This is a genomic window from Streptomyces sp. NPDC018693, assembly GCF_044391385.1.
Classification (GTDB): Bacteria; Actinomycetota; Actinomycetes; order Streptomycetales; family Streptomycetaceae; genus Streptomyces.
In genome coordinates this window covers 839,581-852,889 of record NZ_JBIRZZ010000001.1, presented here as the reverse complement: position 1 = coordinate 852,889, position 13,309 = coordinate 839,581, and the positions used below count along the sequence as shown (strand labels likewise).

The window sequence follows — 13,309 nt, the reverse complement described above, 5'->3', positions numbered from 1 at the left end:
GCGATTTTTGTACACCGAGGTGTACACCGTGGCGTACCCGAGGCGTACCCGAGGTGTACGTCGAGACGCGAAGGAACGGAGAGCACACGTGACGCGCAGCGTGTACGTGACCGGCATCGACCGCGGCGACGGCCGCCAGGTCGTCGAGCTGGGGGTCATGGAGCTGCTGACCCGGCAGGTCGACCGGGTGGGTGTCTTCCGGCCCCTCGTCCACGACGGACCCGACCGGCTGTTCGAACTGCTGCGGGCCCGCTACCGACTGGCGCAGGACCCGACGACGGTCTACGGCCTGGACTACCAGGAGGCGTCCACACTGCAGGCCGAGCGCGGCACCGACGAACTGGTGGCCACCCTCGTGGAGCGCTTCCACCTGGTCGCGCGGGACTACGACGTCGTCCTCGTCCTCGGCACCGACTTCGCCGACACCCAGCTCCCGGACGAGCTGTCCCTGAACGCGCGCCTCGCCAACGAGTTCGGCGCGTCGGTGATCCCGGTGGTCGGCGGCCGCAAGCAGACCGCCGAGTCGGTGCGCGCGGAGACCCGCAATGCCTTCCGCGCGTACGACGGGCTGGGCTGCGACGTGCTGGCCATGGTGGTCAACCGGGTGGCCCGCGCCGACCGCGAGGTGATAGCCGAGCGGCTCGCCAACCGCCTCCCGGTGCCCTGCTACGTACTGCCCGACGAGCCCGCGCTGTCCGCGCCGACGGTCGCCCAGATCAGCCACGCCCTCGACGCGAAGGTGCTGCTGGGTGACGACTCGGGGCTCGCCCGGGACGCCCTCGACTTCGTGTTCGGCGGTGCGATGCTGCCGACGTTCATCAAGGCCCTCACCCCGGGCTGCATGGTCGTCACCCCGGGCGACCGCGCGGACCTGGTGGTGGGCGCGCTGGCCGCGCACAGCGCCGGCACCCCGCCGATCGCCGGTGTGCTGCTCACCCTGGACGAGCGGCCCGGCGACGAGATCCTCACCCTGGCCGCCCGGCTCGCCCCCGGCACCCCGGTGCTGTCGGTGCCGGGGTACAGCTTCCCCACCGCCGAGCAGCTCTTCGCCCTGGAGGGCAAGCTGAACGCGGCGACCCCGCGCAAGGCGGAGACCGCGCTCGGCCTGTTCGAGCGGCATGTCGACACCGCCGAGCTGCTGAAGCGGGTGTCCGCGCCGAGCAGCGACCGGGTCACGCCGATGATGTTCGAGCACAAGCTGCTGGAGCAGGCCCGCGCCGACCTGCGGCGGGTCGTGCTGCCGGAGGGCACCGAGGAGCGCGTCCTGCACGCGGCCGAGGTGCTGCTGCGCCGGGGCGTGTGCGACCTGACCCTGCTCGGCCCCGAGGACCAGATCCGCAAGAAGGCCGCCGACCTCGGCATCGACCTCGGTGGCTGCCGGTTGATCGACCCGGCGACCAGCGAGCTGCGCGACGCCTTCGCCGAGAAGTACGCCGACCTGCGCGCCCACAAGGGCGTCACCGTGGAGCTCGCCTACGACGTCGTCTCCGACGTCAACTACTTCGGCACCCTGATGGTCCAGGAGGGACTGGCCGACGGCATGGTGTCCGGGTCGGTGCACTCCACGGCGGCGACCATCCGCCCGGCCTTCGAGATCATCAAGACCAAGCCGGACTCGTCGATCGTGTCGTCCGTCTTCTTCATGTGCCTGGCCGACCGGGTCCTCGTCTACGGCGACTGCGCGGTCAACCCCGACCCGAACGCCGAGCAGCTGGCCGACATCGCCGTCCAGTCGGCCGCGACGGCCGCGCAGTTCGGTGTGGAGCCGAGGATCGCGATGCTGTCGTACTCGACCGGTACGTCCGGTACGGGTGCCGACGTCGACAAGGTGCGGGAGGCCACGGAGATCGTGCGTTCGCGCCGGCCCGACCTGAAGGTCGAGGGGCCGATCCAGTACGACGCCGCCGTGGAGCCGACGGTCGCCGCGACCAAGCTGCCCGGGTCCGAGGTCGCCGGGCAGGCGACGGTGCTGATCTTCCCGGACCTCAACACCGGCAACAACACGTACAAGGCCGTGCAGCGGTCGGCCGGCGCGATCGCCGTCGGCCCGGTGCTGCAGGGTCTGCGCAAGCCGGTCAACGACCTGTCCCGGGGCGCCCTCGTCCAGGACATCGTCAACACCGTCGCCATCACGGCGATCCAGTCCCAGAGCCCCGTCGAGAAGGCGTCCCAGCAGTGATCCCCACCCGCATCCTCGTCCTCAACTCCGGCTCCTCGTCGGTGAAGTACCAGCTGCTCGACATGCGCGACAACGGCCGGCTGGCGGCGGGTCTCGTCGAGCGCATCGGCGAGCAGACCTCCCGTCTGAAGCACAGCCCGCTGGCGCACGGCGGCGAGAGCCGGGAGTGGACCGGCCCGATCGCCGACCACGACGCCGCGCTGAAGGCCGTGGCGGCGGAGCTGGCGAAGGACGGGCTCGGGCTGGACTCGCCCGAGCTGGCCGCGATCGGGCACCGGGTGGTGCACGGCGGCAAGCACTTCACCGAGCCGACCGTCATCGACGACGCCGTCCTCGCCGAGATCGAGCGGCTGATCCCGGTCGCCCCGCTGCACAACCCGGCCAACCTCACCGGTATCCGCACGGCCCAGCATCTGCGCCCGGATCTGCCGCAGGTCGCCGTCTTCGACACCGCGTTCCACACCACGATGCCGGAGTCGGCCGCGCGCTACGCGATCGACGTCCGCACGGCCGACGAGCACCGCGTCCGCCGCTACGGCTTCCACGGCACCTCGCACGCGTACGTCTCCCGGGCGACGGCGAAGCTGCTCGGCAAGGCGCCCGAGGAGGTGAACGTCATCGTGCTGCACCTGGGCAACGGGGCGTCCGCGTCGGCGGTCGAGAAGGGCCGGTGCGTCGACACGTCCATGGGGCTGACCCCCTTGGAGGGGCTGGTGATGGGTACACGCTCCGGAGACATGGACCCGGCGGTCATCTTCCATTTGGCGCGTGTTGGCGGAATGTCCATCGACGAAATCGACACTCTTCTCAACAAGAAGAGCGGGCTGATCGGCCTGTGCGGCGACAACGACATGCGGGAGATCCAGCGCCGGATCGACGAGGGCGACGAAGAGGCGAAGCTCGCCTTCGACATCTACATTCACCGTTTGAAGAAGTACATCGGCGCCTATTACGCCGTGCTCGGCACCGTGGACGCGGTCGCGTTCACCGCCGGGGTCGGTGAGAACGCGGCACCGGTGCGGGCGGCGGCCGTCGCGGGCCTGGAGGCACTGGGCCTGGCGGTGGACGGCGAGCTGAACGCCGTACGCGGCGACGAGCCGCGGCTGATCTCGCCGGAGCACGCGCGGGTGGCCGTCGCCGTGGTGCCGACGGACGAGGAACTGGAGATCGCCACGCAGACCTACGCGCTGGTCGGAAGGAACACCTGAAGGAACACCTGAAGGAACCACTGAAGGAACCACTGAAGGACAACCGAGAGGAAAGCAACTGAGCGGCAGTCCTCTCATTTGTATCTTCCGCCAGACGGATTATTCCGCCGCGAAACAAACGGATAGGATCGCCCCATGCGCCGTTCGAAAATCGTCTGTACTCTCGGCCCCGCGGTCGACTCCCATGAGCAGCTCGTCGCACTGATCGAGGCGGGCATGAACGTGGCCCGCTTCAACTTCAGCCACGGCACGCACGCAGAGCACCAGGGGCGGTACGACCGCGTCCGTGCCGCCGCGAAGGAAGCCGGCCGGGCCGTCGGTGTGCTGGCCGACCTCCAGGGCCCGAAGATCCGTCTGGAGACCTTCGCCGAGGGTCCGGTGGAGCTGGTGCGCGGTGACGAGTTCACCATCACCACCGAGGACGTACCGGGCGACAAGACGATCTGCGGCACCACCTACAAGGGCCTGCCCGGCGATGTCGCGCGCGGCGACCAGATCCTCATCAACGACGGCAACGTCGAGCTGAAGGTCCTGGACGTCGAGGGCCCCCGGGTGAAGTCGATCGTCATCGAGGGCGGCGTCATCTCCGACCACAAGGGCATCAACCTGCCCGGCGCGGCGGTGAACGTCCCCGCCCTGTCCGAGAAGGACATCGAGGACCTGCGCTTCGCCCTCCGCATGGGCTGCGACCTGGTCGCCCTGTCCTTCGTCCGGGACGCCAAGGACGTCGAGGACGTCCACCGCGTCATGGACGAGGAGGGCCGCCGGGTCCCCGTCATCGCCAAGGTGGAGAAGCCGCAGGCGGTGGAGAACATGGAGGACGTCGTGATGGCGTTCGACGGTGTGATGGTCGCGCGCGGCGACCTGGCCGTCGAGTACCCCCTCGAAAAGGTCCCCATGGTGCAGAAGCGGCTCATCGAGCTGTGCCGCCGCAACGCCAAGCCGGTGATCGTGGCGACCCAGATGATGGAGTCGATGATCACCAACTCCCGCCCGACCCGCGCGGAGGCGTCGGACGTGGCCAACGCGATCCTGGACGGCGCGGACGCGGTCATGCTCTCCGCCGAGTCCTCGGTCGGCGCGTACCCCATCGAGACCGTCAAGACGATGTCGAAGATCGTCACCGCGGCCGAGCAGGAGCTTCTCTCCAAGGGCCTGCAGCCCCTCGTCCCGGGCAAGAAGCCGCGCACCCAGGGTGGTTCGGTCGCCCGCGCGGCCTGCGAGATCGCCGACTTCCTCGGCGGCAAGGGCCTGATCGCCTTCACCAAGTCCGGCGACACGGCCCGCCGCCTGTGCCGCTACCGCGCGGCCCAGCCGATCATCGCCTTCACCACGGACGAGTCCACCCGCAACCAGCTGACGTTGAGCTGGGGCGTGGAGTCCCACGTCGTCCCCTTCATCAACAGCACCGACGAAATGGTCGAGTTGGTCGACCAGGAGGTCACCAAGCTGGGCCGCTTCAGCACCGGCGACACGGTCATCATCACCGCCGGCTCGCCCCCCGGCGTCCCCGGCACCACCAACATGGTCCGGGTCCACCACCTGGGCGGCGGCGCCCGCGACTGACCCGGTCCTTCTACGACGCTGAGGGCGCCCCCTGTGGCAGGGGGCGCCCTCGGCGTTCCTCGGGTCAGTCGACCAGGCCGGACTCCGCCGGGAAGCCGGGGGGCCAGGGCTTGGACGTGTCGTACAGGGCCTCCCGGTCGCCCATCAACTCGTACTCGGCCTCACGCCAGCTCGGTTTGCGGCTGATGACGAAGCTGTCCCACGACTCGCGTGACAGACACGCGACGGTCCCGTGGCCCGCTCTCACCCGCGGGAAGCGGCAAGGGCGGGTCACATCCAGATCAGCCGGTGATGTACTGGTGCATCCCTGGGATGGTCAGGGTGCCGCCGAACTGGGCGGCCTGTACCACCTTGACGTTGGTGAAGTAGATCAGCGGGATGTCCAGGGGCGGCGGGCTGTCGGGGCTGAAGGTGACCGGGATCAGGCCGAAGAGGTTGCCCGAGATGCTCTCCGTGTACATCACGGTGTCGCCCTTACGGATGGTGGACATGGTGCCCTTGCCCGCCTGCACGTGGTACGTCTTGCCGATCTGCTTGTCCTTGACGATCTGGTGCAGGTCGCCGATGTCGGTACCGCCGGTGATGACGTACTTGAGCACCTGCTTCTTGACGCCGTTCCTGGTCTGCACCTGGACGACGCCCTCGTAGCGCGCGCCCTTGAGCAGCAGGGAGCTGGCCTCCAGGTGCCAGGGCTCGTCCGCCACCGCGATCTTGTTGTCGACGCCGCTCTCGTCGTCCGTGGCGAGGGGGCAGTCCTCCGGGTCCACGGCGGAGGTCTCGCTCGGGCTCGGCGAGGCAGTTGCCGCGTCGGCCGCGTCCTCGGCGGCCTTCGGGGCCTTCTGTGTGGTCCTGGCGGCCGTGTCGTTGGTGTCCTTGGCCGTGTCCTTGACCGTCTCGGTGACCTTGTCGGTCGTCTCCTTGGCGGTGCCGGACCCGCTGTCCGAGGAGGGCTTGTCGTCGCCCGACCCCTCGCTCGACGGGGCCGTCTCCGTGGCGGACGGCGACGGGCTCGCCGTCGGCTCGGCGTCCGAGCCGGAGTCGTCACCGCTGCCGCCGGTGAAGAAGTCCGTGATGGCGCCGCCGATGGTCTCCAGCAGGTTCTCGCCGGTCGGGGACTCCGACGGGGACTCCGGCGCGGTGTCGGAGTTGCCGGACGAGGAGGACGACTGCTCGGTCCTCTTGGCCGGTTCGGAGTCCGGGGAGGCGGACGGGTCGGGCTCGGTCTTGTCGCCCGTGTCCGCCTTGTCGCCCGTGTCTTCCTTGGCCTTGTCCTTGTCGTCGGAACCTGAATCCGGCGAAGAGGAACCGGGCTTGTCCTCGGAGCCCGAGGAGTCCTGCGTGTCCCCGGAGTCGCTGTCGGTCTTGTCCTCGGAGCCGCTCGCGCTCTCCGACGAGTCGTCGTCGGACGCCTCGATGGCCGCCATGCACGCCTTGTACTCGTCGGCCGTCAGCTCCTTGGAGGTGGCCGCCGGGTTGTTGTCGGCGACCGCGAGGGACCCGGTGAAGCCCATGCCCATCAGCACCGCCGTGGGCATCGCCGCCATGGCTATCGCCCGGCCGCCCGGCATGTGGAACCTGGTGAACAGCGGCTTCTTGGGTGCCGCGTGGCGCGGTCCGGATCTCTCACGGGCTGATTCCGCGTCAGCCCCGTGGGTGACCTCGTCAGTCGGCACTGTGCCTCCCGTTCGCCCCGTTGGCCGGGATCGTTCCTGACAGATCGTTCGGCTCGCCCGTCGCGTCCTCGGCCACCGGGGTGTCGACGCCCGAGGGCTCGCCCCCCGGCGCATCTCCGCCACCCGCCACGTCCTTGACGACCGCGGACTCCTCGGGCTTGCCCGGCCCCCAGGCGACGGCCATGGCTCCGCCGACCATCGCGAACAGGAAGCCGATGAGGAACCCGCCGAAGTTGGACACGGGGATGGACACCAGGGCCAGAAGAATCGCGGCGACGCCCGCGAAGGTCCTTACGTGCTGCTGGAACCAGAGGCTGAAGCCCAGGACCACCAGCAGCACGCCGATGATCAGCGAACCGGCTCCGGCGGTGGTGGACATGGCCAGGGTCAGAGCCCCGAGCTGGATGTGCGCATACGGGAAGTACATGATCGGCACACCACCGATCATCACGTACAGACCCGCCCAGAACGGGCGGTTGCCCCGCCAGGCGCGGAAGTTCCGCCGAAAGACCCGGAGGTAGTGCTCATCGTGGCCGGGCGCGGCAGGAGTCTCTGCGCTCATGGAAAACAGCTCCCTGGTACGGCTGTGGTGAGGTGGTACTGCGTGGAGATGCACGAGGGTGCGGAGTTGAGGGCTGAGAGGTGACGGGCGGGGGCGCTACCGGACCACCGGCCCCCCCGCCCGTTACGAAGTGCCTAGTAGCACTCGTACTTCGGGCCGTCGCCCCACGCCAGCTTCATGCTGAGGTTGGCGAGCTTGAAGGTACCGGCGGTGGTGGCCCACGCCGTCTGCTCCACGTTGGTCAGCGTCGCCCGATCGGCCTGCTGGGCGAACCCGTACGGGTGCGCCTGCTTGTTCTGGACCTCGCCGGCCTTGGGCTGCGGGCCCTTGTTGATGCTGCCGGCCGCCACACCGATGTCGATGCCCTCGAACACCGCGTCTTCGGCGTCCAGTTGGGCGACATCGATGTAGAGCTGGGAAGCCTCGACGTCCGTGCCCTTGTTGCCGGCGGTCAGCTTCAGGGTGACCTTGCCGAACGGCGTCGGCGTCACCACCGACTGGCACATGTTGGTGATCTTGGCGTTGTTGAACGCCGACACCGCTACCGCATGGCGCTCCGTCTCACCCTCAAGGCTCTTGCCGGTGTCGATGGCGCCGTACTGGCTGAAGCCGGTGCCGACGAGCTTGCCCGCCTTCACCTTGAAGTCCTGCCCCGACACACTGAACGACGCGGCGAGAGCACCCTGCGCGAGGGCGACACCTATCGCGGCTGTCGCGGCAACGCTGGGCACCATGACCACAGCGAACCGCTTCCATCTGGTCCCGCCACGCACCTGGGACTCCATATTTCCTCCTTCTCGGACGTACATCTCCTGCTCCGGATCGCCTCCGTCGACGGCGGCTCGGCCGGGCAGGGATGGGAGAAGTGCTACGTCCTCGGGAAGGGGAGCGCCCGCGCTCGGCGGCACGGATACCGCGCCCGAATCACCGGCGATCACCCCCGAGCGACAACCACTGGTCGCGCCTGACACGCATCACGCACAACCTTGCTGGACAGGCTTCGCGTTGGGAGACACCCGCTGCGAAGACCCCCCTGTCCAAGAGCCGGCGCCACTGCCGTCGGCTCTGCTCGGTGGGGACCCAGGAAGTCCCGTGACCCGATTGGCTGTCGGGGTACGGGAAGGGACCGAGCGTCGCCGATCGTGGTGCATTCTCGGCCCGGGCACAAGGGGGTTCGTTACTCGCTAGTAACGGCCGGATAACCGAACCACGGCTCCAAGGTCTCGACCGGCGACGCTGGGTGGCCTCAAGTGCCGAGACAAAACTATTGATCGTTGGACAGAAGCAGACAGATCAACAGCCGCGACTTACTGCTAGTAACAGCGGCGGCGATTACCAAGATTTGGTAAAGCGCGGCCGCATCGGGGCCCCGTCGGCAGAACCTTCACTCAGGCACCACGCAGTCGACGGGACCCCCGACCCGGTCGGCTCAGAACAGCGCGCGCGCCAGCGCCCGCCGAGCCGCAGCCACCCGCGGGTCGTCCGCGCCCACGACCTCGAACAGCTCCAGCAGCCGCAGCCGTACGGCATCCCGGTCGTCCCCGGCCGTTCGGGCCACCGTGTCGATGAGCCGCCCGAAGGCGTCCTCGACATGCCCGCCCACCAGGTCCAGGTCGGCGGCGGCGATCTGCGCCTGCGGGTCGGTCGGCTTGGCGGCCGCGTCCCGGCGCACCTGCTGCGGGTCCATGCCCTGCACCCGCTGGAGCAACTCCGCCTGGGCAAGGCCGAGTCTGGCCTCGGTGTTGCCCGGGTCGTCGGCGAGCACGTTCTTGTACGCCTGGACCGCGCCGCCCAGATCACCGGCGTCCAGCGCCCGTACGGCGGCCTCCAGCAGGGCGTCGTAAGGCCCGGCGGGCACCTCTGCGGACTCCGTACGCCCCCCCGGCTCGGCCTCGGGGTCGACGGTCAGGCCGGTCAGGCCGAAGCGCTGCTCGGCGACCTGCACCAGCTGGTCGAGGGTCTGCCGGATCTGCTGCTCACCGGCGGCCCCCTGGAAGAGCGGCAGTGCCTGCCCCGCGACGACCGCGAAGACGGCCGGGATCCCCTGGATCCCGAACTGCTGCATCAGCATCTGGTTGGCGTCGACGTCGATCTTGGCGAGCAGGAACCGCCCGTTGTACTCGACGGCGAGCCGCTCCAGGACGGGGCTCAGCTGCTTGCAGGGCTGGCACCACTCGGCCCAGAAGTCGATGACGACGGGCACCTCGGCGGAGCGCTGCAGAACATCGCGCTCGAATCCGGCCTCGTCCACGTCGATGACGAGATCGGCGGGCGAGACACCCCCTCCCCCGCCCTTCCGGGCCGCTTCGGCGCGCGCCTGCTCCGCCTTTGCCTTGGCCTCCTGGGCCGCCTTCACCGCGGCGAGGTCGACGACTCCGCTCATGGACATGTTCCGTGGCTGCATGAGTCCTATCCTCCCCCGTCCGCGCGCGTGCGTGAAAAACCGGGCGACGCTCCAGCGCCGGGTCCCCACCCCGCACATCCGCTCGTACACCCGTAGGCACCCGTGTACGTCCCACACAGGCTTACGCTACGAGTCGTAGCGTAATGCCGGGGAGGCCCGACGGCCCCCCGCACCTAGGTGATCTCCCTCACGACCGCCCGTAAAACCGCCGGCGTTATGGTCGGGGAATGCAGAGCCGCAGTCCCGCCGGCCGTCCCGGCCGCCCGCGCAGCGCCACGGCGGACGCGGCGATCCTGGCCGCGACCCGCCAGGCGCTGGTCGAGCTGGGCTGGTCCAAGCTCACGCTCGGGGACGTGGCGACGCGGGCCGGGGTCGCCAAGACGACCCTCTACCGCCGCTGGTCCGGCAAGAACGAACTGGTCGTCGACGCGGTCGCCGAACTCTTCGACGAGCTGTACCTGCCCGACCGCGGCAGCCTCGCCGCCGACATCGAGGGCGTGGTCCTCCAGTTCGCGGCGATCCTGGCCCGGCCGGAGGCGAGGAGCGGGCTGATGGCGGTGGTCGCGGAGTCCACGCGCGACGACGCCCTGCGGGCCCGCATCCGCGACTCGATCGTCGAGCGGCAGAAGCGGCTGGTCGTGGAGGGCCGCGCCCGCGCCCGACAACGCGGCGAGCTGCCCCCCGAGACGAACCCGCAAGAGGCAGCCCGCACGGCCGACCTCGTCTTCGACATGGTCGCCGGCGCGGTGGTCCACCGCACCCTGGTCAGCGCGGAACCGGCCGACGAGGAGTGGGTCCACAGCTTCACGAGAGTGCTACTGCTGGGGCTGAAATCCGCAGCGGCTTAGCAACGGCCGTCTTCAGTCGCAGCGGCACCCCGCGACGCCGGGCTGCGCACCCACCCCCGCCCAGCCCCTAGAAGCCCGCGGGCTCCGTGTACACCCCCCACTCGTCCCGCAGCACCCCGCAGATCTCCCCGAGCGTCGCCTCCGCCCGCACCGCGTCCAGCATCGGCTCGATCATGTTGGCCCCGTCCCGCGCGGCCGCGAGCATCGCGTCGAGGGCGGAGCGGACCCGGGCGTCATCGCGAGCCGCCTTCCGGTCCCCCAGCAACCGCACCTGCTCCCGCTCCACCTCATGGCTGACCCGCAGGATCTCCAGATCCCCGGTCACCGACCCGGTGTGCACATTGACGCCGACGACCTTCTTCTCGCCCTTCTCCAGGGACCGCTGGTACCGGAAGGCGGACTCGGCGATCTCCCCGGTGAACCAGCCGTCCTCGATCCCGCGCAGAATGCCGGAGGTGATCGGCCCGATCGGGTGCTGCCCGTCCGGGTGGGCCCGCAGCCCCCGCTCCCTTATCTGCTCGAAGATCTTCTCCGCGTCGGCCTCGATGCGGTCCGTCAACTGCTCGACGTACCACGAACCGCCCAACGGATCCGCGACGTTGCCGACCCCGGTCTCCTCCATCAGCACCTGCTGGGTGCGCAGCGCGATCTCGGCGGCCTGCTCGCTGGGCAGGGCGAGGGTCTCGTCCAGGGCGTTGGTGTGCAGGGAGTTGGTGCCGCCGAGGACGGCGGCGAGGGCCTCCACGGCCGTCCGTACGACGTTGTTGTACGGCTGCTGCGCGGTCAGCGAGACCCCGGCGGTCTGGGTGTGGAAGCGCAGCCACTGGGCCTTGTCCGTCTTCGCCCCGTACACGTCCCGCATCCACCGCGCCCAAATGCGCCGCGCCGCACGGAACTTGGCGATCTCCTCGAAGAAGTCGACGTGCGCGTCGAAGAAGAAGGACAGCCCGGGCGCGAAGACGTCGACGTCCAGCCCACGACTGAGCCCCAGCTCCACGTACCCGAAGCCGTCCGCCAGCGTGTACGCCAGCTCCTGTGCGGCCGTCGCGCCGGCCTCGCGGATGTGGTAGCCGGAGACGGACAGCGGCTTGTAGGCGGGGATGCCGGCCGCGCAGTGCTCCATGAGGTCGCCGATCAGGCGCAGGTGCGGCTCGGGCTGGAAGAGCCACTCCTTCTGGGCGATGTACTCCTTGAAGATGTCGGTCTGGAGGGTGCCGTTGAGCACGCCCGGGTCGACGCCCTGCCGCTCTGCGGCGACGAGGTACATGCAGAAGACGGGGACGGCCGGCCCGCTGATGGTCATGGAGGTGGTCACGTCCCCCAGCGGGATGTCCCGGAACAGCACCTCCATGTCGGCGGCGGAGTCGATGGCGACCCCGCAGTGCCCGACCTCGCCCAGCGAGCGCGGGTCGTCGGAGTCCCGCCCCATGAGCGTCGGCATGTCGAAGGCGACGGAGAGGCCGCCTCCGCCGTTGCCGAGGATCATCTTGTACCGCTCGTTGGTCTGCTCGGCGTTCCCGAACCCGGCGAACTGCCGGATGGTCCACGTCCGCCCTCGATATCCGGTCGGATACAGGCCGCGCGTGAAGGGATACTCCCCCGGCCACCCGATCCGCTCGAAGCCGTCATAGGTGTCCCCCGGCCGGGGCCCGTACACCGGCTCCACGGGATCGCCGGAGAGCGTGGTGAAGTCAGCGTCGCGCTTACGCGCGGCGTCATACCGGGCCTGCCAGCGTCGGCGGCCCTCCTCGATGGCGTCAGCGTCCATAGCTTCGAATTTACTAGGACGTCCTAGTAAATGATAGTCGTGCACGTCAGGACGCGCGTGCAGGACACCGCGGGGCACCGGCTACGCTCGACGTCATGAAGAAGAGCGTCCTGACCCGTTACCGCGTGATGGCCTATGTCACCGCCGTGCTGCTGGTGCTGCTGACCGTGGGTGTCATCGGCAAGCGCCTGCTGCACCTGGACGGATTCGACAGCTTCACCACGATGGTCGGCATCGCTCACGGGTGGCTGTACGTGCTGTACCTGATCTTCGCCTTCGACATCGGCAACAAGGCGAAGATGCCGGTCGGCCGACTGCTCTGGGTCCTGCTCGCGGGCACCGTCCCGACCGCCGCCTTCTTCGTGGAGCGCCGCGTGACCCGCGAAGTGGAACCGCTCATCGCGAAGGACACCGCTCCCAGTCCCGCCGCGGCCTGACCTCGGCCGCGGTCGTGCGGCCCCGGCGGGCGGACCTCACTTCGTGATGTAGTGACACTGCACGGCACGCAGCTTGCCGTTCACATGGAACTTCGCGCACGCCTTGCCGTACTTCGGCAGCACCTGCGGTGTGGCGTCACGCAGAGGGTCACCCTTGCACTGCGCGTGCGTCGCCCCGCGTGAGGTCTTGTAGGTCCTGTTGTCCGTGTCCGCGTAGGAGAAGTCGATCCTCCAGTTGCAGAACCTGGAGAAGGTCGCCGCGAGACCCCCGCAGTCGACACCCGCGAACTGGCTTGTGATCCGCTTGCCGGAGCCCTTGATGGTGTGGGTCAGAAAGCAGCCGACCGGAACGCGTACGCCGGCTCCGCGCACGTCGTAGTCGAACGTTCCGATCGCGGTGGACCCGGTGGCGGAAGCGTGAGCCGATCCCCCCGCACCCACCGTCAGGCAACGGCCAACACGGCCGCGCTTCCGGCGGTCAGCACTGCCCGAAGACTTTTCCCGATGCTCAACAAGGCGCTGTCCTCACTGCCTGCGAAACTCTCTGCGAACTGTCCGCGCAGCCGGATCCGATCGTCCGGATCACGGTCGACCGACAGAATCGCAGCAGAAAACGTGAGGTCAGGCGTCTACGCGGGTCATCGGAGGCGAAACCACCGTCAAG

At 69.2% G+C, this 13,309-nt stretch carries 12 protein-coding genes; 5 read left to right on the top strand and 7 right to left on the bottom strand.

The window, feature by feature from the left end; all coding sequences use genetic code 11:
• Positions 1–88 precede the first annotated feature (88 nt).
• The 3 genes from pta (at position 89) to pyk (ending at position 4,953) form a co-directional block, all read left to right on the top strand.
• Positions 89–2,179, top strand: a complete 2,091-nt coding sequence (pta, locus tag ACH5AC_RS04080) for a phosphate acetyltransferase (RefSeq protein WP_398860021.1) — start codon at positions 89–91, stop codon at positions 2,177–2,179.
• On the top strand, positions 2,176–3,387 hold the full coding sequence (locus tag ACH5AC_RS04075; RefSeq protein WP_398860020.1) for an acetate kinase: 1,212 nt from the start codon (positions 2,176–2,178) through the stop codon (positions 3,385–3,387). The genes pta and ACH5AC_RS04075 overlap by 4 nt, the downstream gene beginning before the upstream one ends.
• 135 nt (positions 3,388–3,522) lie before the next feature.
• Positions 3,523–4,953 carry a pyruvate kinase gene (gene pyk, locus ACH5AC_RS04070; RefSeq protein WP_398860018.1) on the top strand — a complete coding sequence of 477 codons (1,431 nt, stop codon included), beginning with the start codon at positions 3,523–3,525 and terminating at the stop codon, positions 4,951–4,953.
• Between the two features lie 64 nt (positions 4,954–5,017).
• On the opposite strand, the gene ACH5AC_RS04065 is transcribed toward pyk, so the two are convergent.
• The 5 genes from ACH5AC_RS04065 to ACH5AC_RS04045 form a co-directional block, all read right to left on the bottom strand.
• Complete coding sequence (locus ACH5AC_RS04065; RefSeq protein ID WP_398860017.1) at positions 5,018–5,200, bottom strand: hypothetical protein; 183 nt, start codon at positions 5,198–5,200, stop codon at positions 5,018–5,020.
• A gap of 34 nt (positions 5,201–5,234) precedes the next feature.
• Complete coding sequence (locus tag ACH5AC_RS04060) at positions 5,235–6,626, bottom strand: hypothetical protein (RefSeq protein WP_398860016.1); 1,392 nt, start codon at positions 6,624–6,626, stop codon at positions 5,235–5,237.
• On the bottom strand, positions 6,616–7,188 hold the full coding sequence (locus ACH5AC_RS04055) for a DUF6114 domain-containing protein (protein WP_398860015.1): 573 nt from the start codon (positions 7,186–7,188) through the stop codon (positions 6,616–6,618). The genes ACH5AC_RS04060 and ACH5AC_RS04055 overlap by 11 nt, the downstream gene beginning before the upstream one ends.
• Positions 7,189–7,322: 134 nt before the next feature.
• Positions 7,323–7,973 carry a DUF6230 family protein gene (locus ACH5AC_RS04050; protein ID WP_398860014.1) on the bottom strand — a complete coding sequence of 217 codons (651 nt, stop codon included), beginning with the start codon at positions 7,971–7,973 and terminating at the stop codon, positions 7,323–7,325.
• Positions 7,974–8,617: 644 nt separating this feature from the next.
• Positions 8,618–9,592 carry a tetratricopeptide repeat protein gene (locus ACH5AC_RS04045; RefSeq protein ID WP_398860013.1) on the bottom strand — a complete coding sequence of 325 codons (975 nt, stop codon included), beginning with the start codon at positions 9,590–9,592 and terminating at the stop codon, positions 8,618–8,620.
• Between the two features lie 227 nt (positions 9,593–9,819).
• On the opposite strand from ACH5AC_RS04045, the gene ACH5AC_RS04040 reads away from it, so the two are divergent.
• The gene (locus tag ACH5AC_RS04040; protein ID WP_398860012.1) at positions 9,820–10,440 is read left to right on the top strand and encodes a TetR/AcrR family transcriptional regulator; all 621 of its coding nucleotides are present in this window, start codon (positions 9,820–9,822) and stop codon (positions 10,438–10,440) included.
• 67 nt (positions 10,441–10,507) lie between these two features.
• Here ACH5AC_RS04040 and ACH5AC_RS04035 read toward each other — a convergent pair whose 3' ends face one another.
• Positions 10,508–12,208 (bottom strand): methylmalonyl-CoA mutase, encoded by a 1,701-nt coding sequence (locus tag ACH5AC_RS04035; RefSeq protein WP_398860011.1) that lies wholly within the window; start codon positions 12,206–12,208, stop codon positions 10,508–10,510.
• Between the two features lie 95 nt (positions 12,209–12,303).
• Here ACH5AC_RS04035 and ACH5AC_RS04030 point away from each other — a divergent pair, with 95 nt between their 5' ends.
• Positions 12,304–12,645 carry a DUF3817 domain-containing protein gene (locus ACH5AC_RS04030; protein ID WP_398860010.1) on the top strand — a complete coding sequence of 114 codons (342 nt, stop codon included), beginning with the start codon at positions 12,304–12,306 and terminating at the stop codon, positions 12,643–12,645.
• Between the two features lie 36 nt (positions 12,646–12,681).
• Here ACH5AC_RS04030 and ACH5AC_RS04025 read toward each other — a convergent pair whose 3' ends face one another.
• Entirely contained in the window at positions 12,682–13,017 is a 336-nt protein-coding gene (locus ACH5AC_RS04025) for a hypothetical protein (RefSeq protein WP_398860009.1), read from the bottom strand.
• Positions 13,018–13,309 lie beyond the last annotated feature (292 nt).